General features: G+C 55.8%; 18 protein-coding genes and 1 riboswitch. Of the genes, 14 read left to right on the top strand and 4 right to left on the bottom strand.

Annotation, left to right across the window (positions count from 1 at the left end; all coding sequences use genetic code 11):
* Positions 1 to 41 precede the first annotated feature (41 nt).
* The 8 genes from ABE504_RS27855 (at position 42) to ABE504_RS27890 (ending at position 8,261) form a co-directional block, all read left to right on the top strand.
* Positions 42 to 755 (top strand): response regulator transcription factor, encoded by a 714-nt coding sequence (locus ABE504_RS27855; protein WP_430095151.1) that lies wholly within the window; start codon positions 42 to 44, stop codon positions 753 to 755.
* The gene (locus ABE504_RS27860) at positions 752 to 1,975 is read left to right on the top strand and encodes a sensor histidine kinase (RefSeq protein ID WP_430095153.1); all 1,224 of its coding nucleotides are present in this window, start codon (positions 752 to 754) and stop codon (positions 1,973 to 1,975) included. Before ABE504_RS27855 ends, ABE504_RS27860 begins: the two co-directional genes overlap by 4 nt.
* Before the next feature lie 546 nt (positions 1,976 to 2,521).
* On the top strand, positions 2,522 to 3,046 hold the full coding sequence (locus ABE504_RS27865) for a stalk domain-containing protein (RefSeq protein WP_430095155.1): 525 nt from the start codon (positions 2,522 to 2,524) through the stop codon (positions 3,044 to 3,046).
* A 133-nt stretch (positions 3,047 to 3,179) separates the two neighbouring features.
* Positions 3,180 to 4,532, top strand: coding sequence for a molybdopterin-dependent oxidoreductase (locus ABE504_RS27870; RefSeq protein WP_430095157.1), 1,353 nt, complete (start codon positions 3,180 to 3,182; stop codon positions 4,530 to 4,532).
* 120 nt (positions 4,533 to 4,652) lie between these two features.
* A complete protein-coding gene (locus ABE504_RS27875; protein WP_430095455.1) occupies positions 4,653 to 5,258 on the top strand; it encodes an MOSC domain-containing protein in 606 nt (201 codons plus the stop codon).
* Positions 5,255 to 5,887 (top strand): molybdenum cofactor guanylyltransferase, encoded by a 633-nt coding sequence (gene mobA, locus ABE504_RS27880; protein ID WP_430095159.1) that lies wholly within the window; start codon positions 5,255 to 5,257, stop codon positions 5,885 to 5,887. The genes ABE504_RS27875 and mobA overlap by 4 nt, the downstream gene beginning before the upstream one ends.
* A gap of 75 nt (positions 5,888 to 5,962) precedes the next feature.
* Positions 5,963 to 6,970, top strand: coding sequence for a GTP 3',8-cyclase MoaA (gene moaA / locus ABE504_RS27885; protein ID WP_430095161.1), 1,008 nt, complete (start codon positions 5,963 to 5,965; stop codon positions 6,968 to 6,970).
* 22 nt (positions 6,971 to 6,992) lie between these two features.
* Positions 6,993 to 8,261 (top strand): molybdopterin molybdotransferase MoeA, encoded by a 1,269-nt coding sequence (locus tag ABE504_RS27890; protein WP_430095163.1) that lies wholly within the window; start codon positions 6,993 to 6,995, stop codon positions 8,259 to 8,261.
* A gap of 409 nt (positions 8,262 to 8,670) precedes the next feature.
* Here ABE504_RS27890 and ABE504_RS27895 read toward each other — a convergent pair whose 3' ends face one another.
* Complete coding sequence (locus ABE504_RS27895; protein ID WP_430095165.1) at positions 8,671 to 8,778, bottom strand: YjcZ family sporulation protein; 108 nt, start codon at positions 8,776 to 8,778, stop codon at positions 8,671 to 8,673.
* 156 nt (positions 8,779 to 8,934) lie between these two features.
* Complete coding sequence (locus ABE504_RS27900; protein ID WP_430095167.1) at positions 8,935 to 9,726, bottom strand: stalk domain-containing protein; 792 nt, start codon at positions 9,724 to 9,726, stop codon at positions 8,935 to 8,937.
* Positions 9,727 to 9,732: 6 nt separating this feature from the next.
* A riboswitch (cyclic di-AMP (ydaO/yuaA leader) is annotated at positions 9,733 to 9,886 on the bottom strand.
* A 157-nt stretch (positions 9,887 to 10,043) separates the two neighbouring features.
* Here ABE504_RS27900 and ABE504_RS27905 point away from each other — a divergent pair.
* The 5 genes from ABE504_RS27905 (at position 10,044) to lepB (ending at position 13,962) form a co-directional block, all read left to right on the top strand.
* Entirely contained in the window at positions 10,044 to 10,697 is a 654-nt protein-coding gene (locus tag ABE504_RS27905) for a PspA/IM30 family protein (protein WP_430095169.1), read from the top strand.
* 251 nt (positions 10,698 to 10,948) lie between these two features.
* Positions 10,949 to 11,611, top strand: a complete 663-nt coding sequence (liaF, locus tag ABE504_RS27910; protein WP_430095171.1) for a cell wall-active antibiotics response protein LiaF — start codon at positions 10,949 to 10,951, stop codon at positions 11,609 to 11,611.
* 25 nt (positions 11,612 to 11,636) lie between these two features.
* Positions 11,637 to 12,701, top strand: a complete 1,065-nt coding sequence (locus tag ABE504_RS27915; protein ID WP_430095173.1) for a histidine kinase — start codon at positions 11,637 to 11,639, stop codon at positions 12,699 to 12,701.
* A 44-nt stretch (positions 12,702 to 12,745) separates the two neighbouring features.
* Positions 12,746 to 13,396 (top strand): response regulator, encoded by a 651-nt coding sequence (locus tag ABE504_RS27920; protein ID WP_430095174.1) that lies wholly within the window; start codon positions 12,746 to 12,748, stop codon positions 13,394 to 13,396.
* Between the two features lie 17 nt (positions 13,397 to 13,413).
* Entirely contained in the window at positions 13,414 to 13,962 is a 549-nt protein-coding gene (gene lepB, locus ABE504_RS27925; RefSeq protein WP_430095176.1) for a signal peptidase I, read from the top strand.
* A gap of 731 nt (positions 13,963 to 14,693) precedes the next feature.
* On the opposite strand, the gene ABE504_RS27930 is transcribed toward lepB, so the two are convergent.
* Entirely contained in the window at positions 14,694 to 15,389 is a 696-nt protein-coding gene (locus ABE504_RS27930; protein ID WP_430095178.1) for a hypothetical protein, read from the bottom strand.
* A gap of 129 nt (positions 15,390 to 15,518) precedes the next feature.
* Between ABE504_RS27930 and ABE504_RS27935 the strand changes: the two genes are divergently transcribed.
* Positions 15,519 to 15,965 carry a GNAT family N-acetyltransferase gene (locus tag ABE504_RS27935; protein ID WP_430095180.1) on the top strand — a complete coding sequence of 149 codons (447 nt, stop codon included), beginning with the start codon at positions 15,519 to 15,521 and terminating at the stop codon, positions 15,963 to 15,965.
* Between the two features lie 36 nt (positions 15,966 to 16,001).
* Here the strand turns inward: ABE504_RS27935 and ABE504_RS27940 are convergent, their stop codons facing one another.
* Positions 16,002 to 16,382: a hypothetical protein gene (locus ABE504_RS27940; protein WP_430095182.1), complete on the bottom strand. Its 381-nt coding sequence runs from the start codon at positions 16,380 to 16,382 to the stop codon at positions 16,002 to 16,004.
* Positions 16,383 to 16,427: the final 45 nt, after the last annotated feature.

The following is a 16,427-nucleotide window of genomic DNA, read 5'->3' on the forward strand; positions in this document are numbered from 1 at the left end:
CGGGGGAGGATAAACGGGAGCGGACAAGGGGGCTGAGACGAATGAGCATGCTTGTGCTTGTCGTGGACGATGAAACGAACATTACCGATGTGTGCAGCGTGTATTTTACCCGTGAAGGCTATCGGGTCATCACGGCGGCGAGCGGTGAGGAAGCGCTTCGGCAATGGCGGCTTCATAAGCCGCAGCTGATTGTGCTGGATCTGATGATGCCGGGCAAAACGGGCTGGCAGGTCTGCGAGGAGATTCGCAGCGAGGAGGACGTGCCGATCATTATGCTGACGGCGCTTGGAGATGAAATGGATCGTCTGATGGGCCTCACGATGGGCGCGGACGATTACTTGACGAAGCCCTTTTCGCCTCGCGAGTTGGTGCTCCGGGCAAAGGCGATTTTGCGGCGGCAGTTCCGCAGCCAGCCGGAGGACAGCAATCAGGCAGTGCCGGGTCATGTGCTGAGGTTTCCAGGTCTGGAGCTGAATGCGCTCTCGAGAACGGTGCGCACGGAAGGCAAAGAGATTGAGCTCACGGTGAAGGAGTTCGAGCTGCTGCATCTGTTTGCGTCGCATCCGGAGCAGGTTTTTTCGCGGAATCAGTTGCTTAATCGGATCTGGGACATCGACTACTACGGTGACACGACGACCGTGACGGTACATATTCGCCGGCTGCGGGAGAAGATCGAGCCCGTTCCTTCGCAGCCCCGATACATTAAAACGGTCTGGGGCATCGGTTACAAATTCGAAGGCAGGGAATCGTCATGAAGCTGCGGGGGTATTTGCTGGTTGCGAGCGGAGTCAGTACAGGCATGATTCTGCTCACCCTGTTTATCTGCTATCGAACGATGATCCTGAACTGGCGGGACGTGTTGATTCTGACGACCGTGACGTTAGGGGCTGCAGGCGTGTCCATGGTGCTTCATTACATCATGACGAGGCCGCTTGAAAAAGCGATTCGCGCCATTACACGGGAAACGGAGCAGTTGGCGGAAGGGCAGTTTGAGGGCAAGGCCCCGGAGATCGGCCCTGTGGAATTTCAAGGGCTTGCCCGGCAATTTAACGTGATGTCGGGGAAGCTGAAGGCTAGCTTTCAGCAGTTGAGGTCGGCTGAGGCTTCGCGCAGGGAGTTGATTGCGAACGTCTCTCACGATTTGCGCACACCGATGGCGTCGATTCAGTCCTATGTTGAGGCGCTTCAGGACGAGGTCATTCAGGACCGTCCGACGTTTGAGCGATATTTGCAAACGATCAAGCTGGAAACCGGACGTCTGGATGCGTTGATCCAGGAGCTGTTCAAGCTCTCGCAGCTCGAAGCGGGCGGAACAATGTACGATCCCGTGCCTTATTACGTGGATGTTCTGCTGATTGACAGCCTGCAAGGCTTGGCGCTGAAAGTGGAGGAGAAGCAGCTGCATGTTGAGGTTGACGTGCCGGATCGGCTGCCTCCTGTGGCTATTATGCCGCAGGAAATCAATCGGGTGCTGGGCAACATTTTGAGCAATGCCATACGACACTCCCCTCTCGGAGGCACGATAAGCATACAGGCGGAGCTTGCGGACGACGGCTTCGTGAAGCTGGCGATTCAGGATCAAGGGCCGGGCATTCCGGCGGAGGATGTCGCGAGAGTATTTGAACGCTTCTATCGCGTCGATCCGGCCCGGACGCGCGCTGGAGGCGGTGCAGGGCTCGGACTTGCGATCGCGAAATCGATCGTCGAGCTTCACGGCGGGGCGATCGGTGTTCTGAGCGGACAGAACGTTCAGGGGGAACTGGGTGGTCGGAGTGCTCAGGAGGAACGAGGCGGGCAGAGCGGACAGAGCGGACAGAGCGGACAGAGCGGTCATAGCGGTCAGGAGGAACGAGGCGGACAGAACGGTCAATGGGAACAGGGAGATCAGAGCGCTGATAGGGTTCAGAGCGTTCTGAGTCGGCCGCGTACTGGGAGCTGCTTTTGGTTCACGCTGCCTGTTTATAGAACGGAATAATGCACGGGAAGCCTTCTCCTGCCGCTGTTTGCGGTGGGGGAGGGCTTTTGTGGCGGCGCGGTGGGTTCAGGCGACGGAGGAAAGGTGCTGCAGAGCTTGTCAAAGCTCTTGGATACCTACGTCACTTATGGCTGGAGACTCTCACGCGTGCTCCGCAGTCGGCTTCCTGTAAAAACTACATCTGATTTGCAGAATATCGCAAAAATGACATGAGTACCTGTAAAACATACATCTATTTTTGGGGAGAGGACGGATTATCGCCTTGTTTCTAAGTAAATTGGGAGATTTACATGTACATTATGCAGGTAAGTCAGTCATTTAGCTGTTCGGATCACATTTACATGTACAGAATGCAGTTCATGACCTTTTGGGGGCCAGCAGGCATCTAGTTTTTGACCACTTCGGTACGGATTATACGGGCACGCTGCATAGTTCTGATAGGCTTTTGTAAGCCTTTTGTAAGGAACCCGTTAGTCATCGGTAATCTTTGTCCCTTAATTTTGTAGAGGAAGAACGAACGACTACAAATTCAGGAGGCTGGATACGATGAAAAATTGGAAAACGATGTTGATGACAGGCGTTGTAGCTTGTACGCTCGCTTTGCCTGCGCTGGCGAATGCGGATGAAATGATGAGCACGAAAAGCTACGACTACACGAGCGTGTCCACGATGATGAAGGATGGCATGGAGCTGGTGCCGCTGCGGCAAGTTGCAGAAAGCCTGGGCTACCAAGTATCGTGGATGGGGGAAACCCGTTCGATTACGCTGAGTAAGATGATGATGGACGATAAGGGCATGATGCAGGACAAATCGATGATGGACGATAAGGGCATGATGCAGGACAAGTCGATGATGGACGACAAGGGTATGATGCAGGACAAGTCGATGATGGACGACAAGGGCATGATGCAAGACAAGTCGATGATGGATAGCAAGGGGATCATGCTTCAAATTGACAGTAAAACGCTTCAGATCGGCGGCATGACGGAAATGGTGATGTATGCGCCTGTCCTCATTGACAGCACGACGTATGTGACGAAATCGTTTATTGACATGTATCTTTTAAAATAGGATTCGCCCCAAGCCTCTCCACACGAAAGTGCAGGAGAGGTTTGGCGTCTGAAGGGCAAAAATGTAAGCCTTTTTTAATATTTATGGGTTATGATGGGAGCATAAAATGTGGCTCAAATCGAGGAGGTACAACATGGACGGCAAACGGAGCTGGCTGAAGCAATCGTTTGGAAAGCGTTTAAATGCGATTCATAGCTGGAACGCCTGGATTTTGGTGGCGCTGACGGTGACGGGCATTGTGCTGAGCATTGGCGCAATTCGCGGAGACTTGGGCGGCTTTCGGGTAACGCTCAAGCAGCTGCATATTTACATTGGCCTCGCATCCATCCTGCTGATGCTGCTGTACGCGCCGATGCTGCGCAAGCATTGGCGGCAAATTCGCGCGCGGCGCGGTCAACGCGCGAACCTGGTGTTCGTCCTGGCGCTGCTCGCAGGATGGGCGGCTTCCGGCATCATCCTGTGGCAGTTCCGCCACATGCCGCCGGGGCTGAACAACACGGCGCTGCTCGTGCACGACCTGCTCACCTGGGTAGGCGTGCCATATGCCGTGTACCACGCCATCTCGCGCAGCCGATGGCTGAAGCGCCAGGCGCGGCTAGAGCGCGCAGCCGCCGCCAACCGCCCGCCGGCCGCGCAGCCCGCGCCGGCCGCGGAACCCGCCGCTGCCGCGTCAGCAGCGGCAGTACCAACACCGGCCGCCGCCGACGAGGCGGCCGAACGCACCGCCGCGCAGGCGCTCATCGCGGCGCTGAAACAATCGCCGATCACACGCGGCTCCTTCCTGCGACTTGTCGCAGGAGCGCTGCTCGTGATCGCGGTCGGCCCCGCCTTTTACCGGTGGGTAAAAGGCGCGTTCGACACCGGCGGGTCGCAGACCGCCGAGTACCTCGCGAGCGACGGCAACAAGATGCTGCCGCCGCCGTCGCCTTTGCCCGACTCCGCCGCGGTGGTCGGCGGCGGAGCGCAGGGAAATTTCCGCATCTACACCGTAACGGAAATCCCAGTATTTTCCTCGGATACGTGGCAATTCGCCATTTCCGGGCTGGTGGAGCGTCCCGCCACGTGGACGTGGGAGCAGTTTCTGGCGCTGAAGCGCACCGTGCAGGTGAGTGATTTTCACTGTGTGACGGGCTGGTCCATCTACAACTGCACGTGGGAGGGCATCCCGCTGAAGCAGCTGCTGGCTGCCGCAGGCGTGAAGCCGAGTGCGAAGTTCGTCAAATTTTACTCCGGCGACAAGGTGTATACCGATGCGCTTTCGCTGGATCAGGCGGGAATGGACGATATTCTCGTCGCCATGCTGCTGGACGGCAAGCCGATTCCGAACCAACTCGGAGGCCCGGTTCGACTCATCGTCCCCAAAATGTACGCCTACAAATCCGTCAAATGGCTGCAAGCGATCGAGCTGATCGACAAAGAGCACATGGGCTACTGGGAAGTGCGGGGTTACGATAACGACGCTTGGGTGGGCAAGTCCAATATGTAACGGAGGCGTCTATGCTTTATTTTTGAGCGGATTTTGGTATAGTAGAAACTAACCATCTCGCTCGGAAATGAGGGACGCAAATTGCAAATCGTATCGTTAAACATAGGTCTGCCGCAAGTCATGAAGTACCGTGGAGAAGAGCTGGTTACCGGGATTGTGAAAAAGCCGGTCAGCTCTCTTTTGCATGTAACCAAGCTTGGCTTGGAAGGTGACGGGCAAGCGGACTTGACCGTGCACGGGGGCGCCGACAAAGCGTTGTGCGTGTACCCGGAGGAGCATTACGCTTATTGGGAGGAGAAGCGGGGGCAGAGGATCGAACCGGTGACGTTCGGCGAAAACTTGACCGTTCGCGGCATGTTGGAGCAGGACGTATGCATCGGGGACATCTACGCGATCGGAGACGCGCTGGTGCAGGTTTCGCAGCCGAGGCAGCCTTGCCATAAGCTTGCTAAACGCATGGACTGGCCTCAAGCGGCGCTCTATGTACAGGAGACAGGCTATACCGGGTACTATTTTCGCGTGCTGCAGGAAGGGAAGATTGCACAGGCCTCCACGATCAAGCTGGTTCGTCGGGACGAACACGGCATCACACTCGGATACGCCAACCATACGAAGTATCACGATAAAAAGAACCTGGAAGCCGCCCGCAAGCTTGCGGATCTTGAGGTGCTGTCCGAGAGCTGGAAGGCGTCGTTCCGTAAACGGGTCGCGGAGCTGGAAGCGTGAAGCTCACGGGTGTCATTTTGGCTGGAGGGCTGAACAGCCGCATGGGCGGGAACCCCAAATATTTACTGCCTTGCGGTGACGAACCGCTGATCGGCAGGCAGATCAAGGAAATGTCGCGCATCTGTGAGCAACTGCTCGTTGTTACCAATACGCCGGAGCGCATGGCGCCCGTGCTCAAACCGTATCCGGGCGTGAGCTGCATCGAAGACCGCTACCGGCAAAAAGGCCCGCTCAGCGGCATCCACGCCGCCAGCTGCGCGGCAGCATCGCCGTTCATGTGGATCGTGGGCTGCGATATGCCCTGGATTTCGGCGGAAGCGGCGGAAGCGATGGCGCGGTACGGCATGGCCGAGAACGCGGATGCGGTCATTCCCGTCATTGCGGGGCGTACACATCCGCTGCACGGCATTTATGCCCGGAGCGTGAACGGTCCTGCGGAAAACCTTCTCCGGCAGGAGCGCTACCGGGTGATGGGTCTGCTGGATGCGCTTTATTGTCGGCGGGTGGACGAGCTTTTTTTTGAAGAAAAAGGAATCTCAACCGGGTTTGCGGTGAATGTGAATACGCCGGAAGATTGGATTGAAATGTCAGGTAATCTACCGCGATTTACTAGATGGATAGAAGAATAGACTGGGAATCAGAGGGTTTTTCTTTGAAAATGTCAGAAAATATGCCATAATGAACACAGAAAGAAGGTGGACGCCATGTCGAAACAGCTGTTGATGGATCGTTTTGGCCGAATGCATGATTACCTGCGAATTTCTGTGACGGATCGTTGTAATTTGCGTTGTGTGTACTGCATGCCGGAGGAAGGCATGGAGTTTGAACCGGATGAGAAGCTGTTAACGTTCGAGGAAATTACGGATGTCGTGCGTGTATTGGCCGGCTTGGGGGTTCGCAAGCTGCGGCTGACCGGCGGGGAACCGCTCGTTCGTAAAAATCTGGAACAGCTCGTCGCCATGCTGTCGGCGATTCCGGGCATTGAAGATATCGCATTGACAACGAACGGGATTTACTTTGCGTCGCGCGCCGAGAAGCTGCGTGCCGCAGGGCTAACCCGCGTTAATATAAGTTTGGACTCGCTGCGGGCGGACCGTTTTGCGCTGATCACCCGCGGCGGCGATATTACCCGCGTACTTGCTTCAATTGAAGAGGCTTATCGCGTGGGGATTACGCCGATTAAGCTCAACGTGGTGCTGATGAAGGGCATCAACGATGACGAAATTGCGGACTTTTTGCAAATGACGATCGATCGGCCGATTCAGGTACGATTTATTGAATACATGCCGATTGGGCACGCGGACGAGAATTGGAAAAATCGGTATCTCCCGCTGACCGCCGTCCTTGACGTGTGCAAGGCGAATGGGTGGGAAGCGGAAGCGTCCGAAGCTGTGTACGGCAACGGTCCCGCCCAGAACTTCCGCATCGCGGGAGCGAAAGGCGCGTTCGGCCTGATTCATCCGATCAGCGATCATTTTTGCGAGACTTGCAACCGGCTGCGCCTGACGGCCGACGGCAACATCAAGCCGTGTCTGTACTGGTCGGACGAATTCAACGTCCGTAAATATATCGGCGATGATGAAGCGGTCGAGAACCTGTTCTTTCGGGCGCTGGACATCAAGCCGCAAAACCACGAAATGGCGCAGGTACTATTAAATGAAGCGCAGTCGCATACGCCGACGCTTCGCCGAATGTCGCAGATCGGCGGGTAATGTTGAAAGGAGAGCGGGAGCAGTGAGTGGCGAATTGAAGCTCAAATTCGGACGAAAAATCGTTAGCGTCGAGGATGCGCGACTGCTCTTGGCTAAGCACGCGGCACCGCTTGGCGTGGAGCGCATCGGCCTTGCGGCCGCCATCGGGCGGCGGCTGGCCGTAGATGTGTATGCGGACCATGCGGTACCGCATTTTCGCAGATCCGGCGTGGACGGATTTGCCGTGCGCGCAGCGGACATTGCGGGTGCCACGCCGGAGGCTCCGGCGCAGCTTCGCGTCGTGGAGCACATCCCGAGCGGCACGATGCCTCAGCTCACGATTCAGCCCGGCACGTGCGCGCGCATCATGACCGGCGCGCCTGTGCCGGACGGCGCGGATGCCGTGGTCATGCTCGAGATGACCGACGGCGTGGAGGCTGAGGCCGCGACGCTCGTGCGGGTGAAGAAAAACGTCGAAGCCGGTAGCAACATCACGCCGGTTGCCGGCGAGGTCGCCACCGGGGAACAGTTGCTTGCTTGCGGCGCGCGGATCGGCCCCGGCGAAGCGGCCATCCTGGCGACATTCGGCTGCGCCGAGGTGCCGGTGTACCGCAAGCCGGTGGTGGCGATTTTCTCCACAGGTGCGGAGCTGCTCGGTATCGACGCGGCCCTGGAGCCGGGAAAAATCCGCAACAGCAACAGCTACATGCTGGCTGCGCAGGTGGAAGCGGCCGGCGGCACAGCCATGGTGAGGCCGGCGCTGTCAGACGATCCCGCAGAGGTCGAAGCGGCGCTCAAGGAGATCCTGCCTGCCGTCGATCTGGTCGTGACCTCGGGCGGCGTGTCCGTCGGTGATTACGACGTGCTGGTGAGTGTGTTCGGGCGCTTTGACGGAGAGCTCCTGTTTAATAAAGTCGCGATGCGGCCGGGCACACCGACGAGCGCGGCGCTCTGGAATGGCAAGCTGCTGCTTGCGCTCTCCGGCAATCCAGGGGCTTCGTTCGTCGGCTTCGAGCTTTTTGCGAAGCCGGTGATCGACTGGATGCTCGGAGGCTGCGAGCCTTCCGCGCCGAGTCAGACGGCGCTGCTGGACGTCGATTATAACAAGCCGTCGGCTTACCCGCGCTACGTCCGGGGTACAAGGACCGTCGTTGACGGCGTCGTCCGGGTTCAGCCGGCAGGCATTGATAAGTCCAGCATCATGGTGTCGATCAAAGATGCGGACTGCCTTATCTATTTGCCGGCCGGCGGGCAAAGGTTCCAGCGCGGCGAGCTTGTGACCGTGTATCCGACAGGTGACGCGCGGAGATAGGGAGTGTTGCCGCGGGCAGAACGTGAAGGCAGTTGGCGTCTAGGGATGCTTTCTTGCTGAAATTCCTGTGAAAAAGGTTACTACTTAGCTACTTATCGGGGCGTAGAGCGGCGGCAGACGGATTCCTGCGAAAAGGCAGGAACGTTCTACAAAAGAGGTGTTTTTTCTAAAATGCCTGCGATAAAGCAGTTTTTTTAGCCAAGCTCGCCATAAAAGGCGGTTCTCGCCAAAAATGCCTGCAGATTCGCAGGAATATGATCACATCACGAAGGGAAAGAGTAAAATTCCTGCTTTTTTGCTTTTTTTGCAGGCATTGGCTCCCCATCCCCTTTAAACCCATAGAAAAAGCCTGCGCAGCCCCAGCTTCACAGCCGGGGTGCGGCAGGCTTTTTCAGCATTATGCCGTGTATTAGTAGAATGTCGCCAGAATGATCACAAGCAGCACGTATAAAACAAGGATAACGCCAACGGATCCGTAACCATAGCCAGTTCCTGTACCTGTACCTGCACAACTCATAATGAAATCCCCTCCGAATGTGGATTGTGTTAGGTGCTTACATCATCAGCATATGGCGGAGAGGCATTCGTTGACTGGACATTTGCCCGCCCAGACCGCAACAAAAATCAAAAGGCCGACCACCTGAACAAGGCGGTCGACCTGCAAGCGTATCCGCTACTCGGACAGCTTGTACACTTTAATTTTTTGGATACCGTAGCTTCGCAGTGCTTGCTTCGAGCCCGGGATGAAAATATCGATGCGGTTGCCTTTAATCGAGTTTCCCGTATCTGTTGCGTAGGCGACCATGCCGCCTTGCGGAAGGCCGTTATAGGAATAACCTTCGATGTAAAGCTTCGTGCCGAGCGGGATGACCGAAGGGTCTACCGCGACGGTGCCGATCGACAAGCGATTGCCGAGAAAATCGAAGGCGCCGTAGCCGCCGTTTTCAGACGGATCTGCGGAGTAGGCTGTCGATTCGAAGACCTGATAATCCGGCGCATGATGCTGACCGTCATTGCTTAGAATCGCCAGCTTGCTGCTGGAGTCCCATTGAATCGGAATGCCCGCGGTATTCGATAGAAAGCGCAGCGGGACATAGACGCGCCCGTTTTGGAATTGAGGCGGCGTGTCGAGCGTTACAGGAGAATTATCGATTAGGGCTTCTTTTTGGCCGGAAATTAAGGTAACGGTATGTTTGTTATTACCGAGTGTAACCGAAATTTGATTTCCGTCTTTTTTCCAATCAACTTGGTAGCCGAGCTTTTCCGTTACAAAACGGAGCGGAACCTGCGTCGAATGGTTATTATCCAGAAACGGTTGCGCATCCGGAAATTGAATGAGGTCATCGTTGACCTGCACTTTCACGTCCATTTCGGCCGCTTTGGCCGTTAATGGGGAAAGAAAGCCAGCAGCCAGTACTGTCAAAGACACAGCAAGGCCCGTTAACCCTTTGGTAAACTTATGCAATTGGTAATCCTCCTTCATCGAAGCCTTCGAGGTTAGTTGACGGGTTCGGGAAGAAGGTTCTCCCTAGTCTGCGGCGGATGGCCGGCAAATATTCACCCCAAGTAAATCGTCCCCCGTACCAATACTTCAATTAATGCATCGGATTCGGCTTCAAATAGTTTATCATTCGAGGCATGGCGGAACAACGCCCAAAATGTGGTAACGCCGCAAAGCTACTGGACTTAGGTCTAGGTTAAAAACAGTCGCGGGTCCGTTTTGACCTTACTCGGAATCGGATACGATAAGGATACGATGAACGATAAAAAGGAGCGGATCGCATGAATAAGCATCGCGGCGGATTTGACTTTTCACATATGTTTGAACATGTAGGCAAAATGATGGACACCGTCTGGCAGGAGACGGTCGGCAAATTGGACCCTAACGCCCCGGGGAATCGCCGGGTGGATAAAGAGCAACTCGAAGAGCGCTATCAGGAAGCGCTCCACGAAATGATCGGGCTGCGCCAGCACATTGAGCGCGCCGAAGAAATGGCGCAGCTGCGCGCCGAGCAGGCCGAGCTCGCGATGCGAGCCGGCGAAGAGGATCTCGCGCGGCTCGCCCTGCAAGAGAAGCTGCGCGAGGAGGCCGCTTGCGAGCAGTACCGCGCGCAGTATGCGAGCCTGCAGGACGAGTGCCTGCGGCTCTCGGAGCAGATGCGCGCGGACGTGCCGCCACATGATGGCGGCGGCACCAGCTATGAGGACTCGCGCCGCGGCTGGCGCGAGCTGGAGTCGACCGGCCGCGAGCTCGGCCGGGAAGCCATGCAGGGGCTGCGCATCGCAGGCCGCCTGTCGAAGGAGACGCTGAAGGAGGCCGGCGGCAACCTTCAGCATGAACTGCGCGCGCTGCGCACCCGGCTGCAGCACGAATGGCAAGAAGAAGAGCGGCGTCGCGGCGCCGATCGGGATTCGCACGGCGGCGGTGTGAAGTAGCTGCCGCAGCGCGCCGTTAGCCGACCGTGGGCTTCTCGGCTTGCGTGGGCTTCGCAACTCCGCTTTGCCCCGCCGCAGCCGGGCAGCTTTCTTTTACATCACGACGCTTGATCTTCCGAGTCTCCCACACCGCTGCTCTGCATCCTAACCCCTAGAGCGGTAAGGAATTGCTTATTGGAGGCGGTGCAGACTTATGGTATGCTAAGAAGCGATTGAAGCGATGTGTACAAGCAACCAGAGGAGGTGCAACGATGGGAGAAGAAACCAAAAATAACCGCAGCCGCAACACAGCGCTCGTGCTGATAGCTGCCGGTGTTTTTTTGCTTCTGGATCATATAGTAGGCTTTTTCCCTATTCTTGCGATACTCCTCATTCTGCTCGGCATACACCGGGTGCGGTCCAAAAAGGAATACAAAGGCTACGTACTGATCGGGGCCGGCGCGGTGATTTTATTTGGCAATCATGTGACGATTGTGATAGCTGTTGTGCTGATTTCACTAGGATTATTTTTTATCAAATCCAGGCAAATGTATAAAGATGAGAGCTATACCCAGAAGCAGAAAATCGTGGACAGCGTTCGGCTCGGGCGCGAGCCTTGGATTTTGCGCAACAATTCGACGTGGTATCTGGTCGGGGAGACGTATATCGATCTGTCTCTGGCCATCCTGGAGCAAAAGGAAACGACGGTGATCCTGCAAGGCGTTGTCGGCGACATCGACATTAAAGTGCCGGACGATATTGGGGTATCGGTTGTATCTTCGGTGACGTTCGGACAGATTCAAGTCGCTGAGGAGCGGGAGACCGGCGTGATGAATAAGTTGACATGGCAATCGAACAATTATGATTATTGCGATCATCGGGTGAAACTCGTCCTTTCTTTTATCGTAGGAGATATCAAGGTTAAAGTACTGTAACACGCGTAGGGAGGTTCCTCACCCAGTGGACGGATATAAACGGCGGTTAACGAACATGATATGGCGCAGTATGGGAGAGGCGATCGTTTTCAGCTTCGTGGTTTTCGGTGTGGTGCTGTACTTTCTGAATTCCCGGAACATCATGCTCGCCTTTACGGACTGGCAGGACATCGTCACGTTTGCCTTTATGTCCTTGCTCATTTTGACGGTGGCCGGGGCTGTGTACGGTTATTGGAACTCCTCCCGCGTAACCCGGAGGCTCGATCCGATGATGGAGACGCTGCTGCTGCTTGAAAAAGGGACCTTCACCCGCGGCAGTTTTGCCAACGGCGAAGATGAGATTGGCCGGCTCGGCGAGCAATTGGAGCGGGTTGTGAAGCGCTGGGAGGAGCAGGTGACGAGCCTGCAGCGGCTGTCCAACCATAACGTGGAGCTGACGGAAAAAGCGAAGCTGACTGCGGTCATTGAAGAGCGTCAGCGGCTCGCCCGTGAGCTGCACGATGCGGTTAGCCAGCAGCTGTTTGCCATTTCGATGACGGCGACGGCGGTCGGCCGGACGTTGGACAAGGATTTTGAGAAAGCGAAGCGCCAGATTTACCTCATCGAGGAGATGGCTTCCGTCGCACAATCGGAGATGCGCGCGCTGCTGCTGCACCTGCGGCCGATTCATTTGGAAGGCAAGCGGTTGTCGGAAGGCCTGACCGAACTGCTCAAAGAACTTGCAGCGAAGGTGCCAATGGCGATAACATGGGATATGGACGAAGAAATTCGTTTGAATAAAGGAATTGAGGATCATTTGTTCCGCATTGTACAGGAAGCGCTGTCGAACGCGCTGCGGCATTCCAAGGCGAATAAGCTGGAAGTGAAGCTGCTGCACCGCTCTGACGGCATTCGGTTGGTGATTCGGGACGACGGCGTCGGTTTTGAACTCGATGCGAAAAAGCTGACGTCTTACGGCATCGTGTCGATGAAGGAGCGCGTCAATGAGATTGGCGGCTCCGTTGACATTATTACAGCGCCTGACCGCGGTACGCGGATTGAGATTCGGGTGCCGATTCTTGCGGGCGATCCCCAAGCCATAGAGGGCTAGTTGTCGCGGTCTCAGGCGGCGCTGGCGGACGGAAGGAGAAGCAAATGGACGACGACACTTTGATTAAAGTACTACTAGTGGACGATCACGAAATGGTGCGCATCGGTCTTGCCGCGGTGCTGGGCACCGAGGATGGCATCGAAGTCGTAGGTGAGGCCAGCAACGGGATGGACGGCATTCGTCTTGCCCAGGAGTACCGGCCTGACGTTGTGCTGATGGATCTTGTGATGGAAGGCATGGACGGGATCGAAACGACTCGTAAATTGCTGCAGCTTTATCCGGATTGCAAGGTGATTGTGTTGACGAGCTTTTTGGACGATGAGAAAATGTATCCCGTGATCGAAGCCGGCGCCTTCAGCTATCTGCTCAAAACGTCCCGCGCCTCGGAGATTGCGCAAGCGATCCGCGCCGCGGCGAAAGGGCAGTCGATTCTGGAGTCTCAAGTGGCCTCCAAAATCATGAACCGCTTCCGGCAGCCGAAGCAGGAAGCGCAGCCGCATGAGGAGCTTACAGAGCGCGAGATGGAAGTGCTGCGCTTGATTGCGCAAGGCAAGTCGAATCAAGAGCTGGCGGACGACCTGTTTATCGGTGTGAAGACGGTCAAGTTTCACGTCACGAACGTGCTGGCGAAGCTTGGCGTGGAGGATCGGACGCAGGCGGCCATTTATGCGTTCAAGCATGGACTGGCCGAATAAAGCGAGGAGCGAACCGAATGAAGGCAGTCAAACAAATCTGGAGTTGGGTCAGCTCCATTGCGATTTCTTTTGTTTTAGTTTTGATTCTAGGCGTGTTCGTGTTTCAATCGACCCGGGTGAGCGGACATTCCATGGACCCGACGCTGCACGATACGCAGCGGGTGTACGTTTCGAAGCTGTCGCACACGTTTCGCTATGAGCCGGATTACGGCGACATCGTCATCATCGACTCCCGCGTGAACCTGCGCCGGACGTTCAAGAACGACCTGTTGGACAGCCCGCTGCTCAGCCTATTCGTCCATGGCGACGACAAGCATATCTGGATCAAGCGCGTGATCGGGAAGCCGGGCGATGTGCTTGAGATGAAGAGCAACAAGCTGTACCGCAATGGCGAGCTGCTTGATGAGCCGTACTTGAATGAGGAAATGAAGGCGAACAGCAATAAGAAATGGACCGTCCCTGACGATAACATTTTCGTGATGGGAGACAATCGCAATAATTCAATGGACAGCCGGATTATCGGATTCATTCCGATGGATCATGTGCTGGGGAAGAAGCTATTTTAAAAGATATACGTGGATAAGCCGCACCTCTTGCGTTGGTTGCTCCCCTTTCGAATTCTCGGATGTGGGCGCGCGTGGGAGGGACGGCTTTTTGGTTTTGGCAGTCGGTTGACTGGCTGGTGAAATGCTTGATTGGGTTGCGAATACCTGGATATGGGGTGACCGAGTGCTGAATGTTACGATTGCCGCCCCTAACGGCGAAATGTCTCTCAATAGCTGCTGCCACGGGTGGTGGATATGTATTTTCTACATGTAATTCCGTAGATGATGGGGAAATGGAGCAAGATCCTGCATTTTATGCAGGTAAATTTCCTCGATTGGGTCGCTATGAGCTGAAATTGGGGTTCGGGGGGGCAAATTTGCTGTAGGTTATGCAGTTAATCGTGTGAAATTCGAAGATTTGCGGAAATCGCCTGCACATTTTACAGTTGTCTTAGGCGCGCGAGTCGGATCACGGGATGGCTGACCCCCAGCGACCCCAAGCAAGCAACCACGATCAACGAATCCACCACTACCTACCACTGTATTACTCACTAAGTAGTCTTGACAAGCCACATCCTGTATCTAAACGCACATCCATGATTGTCGAGTATAGCATACAATGGTAGGGGAAGCTTTCTCACCACGAGATAAACGAGCAGCTGTGGTATTCTGTGGAACAAGCTGCACATGAAAAAGGCCTTGGCCAACGCGCATGCGGGTTGGCAAGGCCTTGTCTTCATCGCAACGCGTCCTCACATCCGCGCGTCCAGCAGCATGCCGCGCAGCGGCACCGGCAAATACGCGTCCAGCTTGGCGCGGTATTGCCCGTACGGCTTCAGCGGCGATGCCGAGAGCTGAAGCAACGCCGCCGCTGGCATCTGCTGCAGCTGATCCAGCCGCTTCGCCATCGACGCCGCGAAGCTCGTCACGCGGGAGATCGCCGAGCCCGCGTCTGCGCGAAGCGCCGCGTCGCGGCCGGCCTCGAGCAGCTCAGGCTCAAGCGTGAGCTTGCCGTCCTCCTGCTCGGTGATGCCGATGTCGCCGAGCAGGTAAGGCTGCGCGGCGCGTTCGAGACCTCGGAGCAGCGCGTGGCTGACTTCGCCGCCGGCTTGCCCCAGCTCATCTTGTAAATCATTATAGGAATCAATAAAATGATGAACGGTTTCTTGGATGTCGCGGTTGGTCTCGGGCTGGCGCTCATCGCCCGCCCTCACCAGCGTCGCGGCGGATTGCTGCACGTTCTGGGCCGAAGCGAGTACGTTCGATACGCTTTTGGCTGCAGTTTGGGCATAGTGCTTGTACGGCAGCTTCTCGTAAGGCAGGTCCATCGCTCTGCGGATTGTGCTGGATTGTCCTCCAGCCGTCCGGCTCACCGCGGACACCCGGTAGTAATCCTTATGCGTCTGGTAGCTGCTAACAGCTTGAATCGGCGGATAGGCATTGATCATAGCCAGCCCTCCCTTCATATACTTTCATTATACCACTGGAACGAAATGGGGTAAATTGGCAGGCGCAGGGTCATTTCCGGCAAACGCGACATAAGATAGCATTATTGCTGCTTGTGGAGGCGGTGCTGCATGATTCGTAAACGTTTACCTACATCGGACGACGCCATGATCCATCGCATGGTCATCGAACAGCTAGTGCCTTACTCAAGACTCTACGATGCGGGCCAATCGGTGACGTTCGCAGAAATTCGATCCAGGCTGAATCGCAACAAAACCTACGTAGCCGCCCGAGGCTTCCGTAAGCCATACGGTTTTATTACGTTTGTACGCAAATCGAACGTGCTCTTTGTCGATATGCTGGCGATTGACGAGCGCGAGCAGGGGAGAGGCCTCGGCCATGAGCTGATGAAGACGGCGGAGGATTACGGCCGGAAAGAGCGCTGCAAATCCGTAGAGCTGTTCGTGGACGATAGCAATCCGAGAGCGATTCACTTTTATACGAAACGCGGGTATGCGGTGGAGACGTACATTCCTGAGCTCTACTGCTACAAAATGAGCAAGCGCATAACAAGATAAAAGGCTGGGATGTTTTGGGCATCCTCAGCCTTTTTTCTATACCGTCTCCGTAAACATCGCGCCTACGTTGTCCAGCGGGACGTCCCAGGAACGCGGAGCCGGCGCTTCTGGCGGCGGTCCCCAGAATCCGAACGAAATCAGCCCTGCAGGCGTTTCCTGCTCAGGGGCAGACTGCTCGGCAGGCGTCTGTTTCCTGGCTGTTTTTGCCGGTTTACTTTTGGTTGCAGTCGTTTTCTTGGCTGTTTTTTTCGGTTTCGCACTGACGCTCGCAAGCGTTTCTTCGCCGATCGTCAGCCTGTTGTTGTCAACGCGATGCAAGACGCCGAACAATCGTGAGCCGTCTTTCAAGACGAGGAACACGGGCTTTCCGAGCAGATGTTTGCAGCTTTTTGCCGAAATTGGGTGAATGGGTTGCATCTGATATGGCACCTCCGTGAGTTGTATGTATGATAGCCTATGCAC

It is taken from the genome of Paenibacillus oryzisoli, from assembly GCF_050467285.1.
GTDB classification, from domain to species: domain Bacteria; phylum Bacillota; class Bacilli; order Paenibacillales; family NBRC-103111; genus Paenibacillus_E; species Paenibacillus_E oryzisoli_A.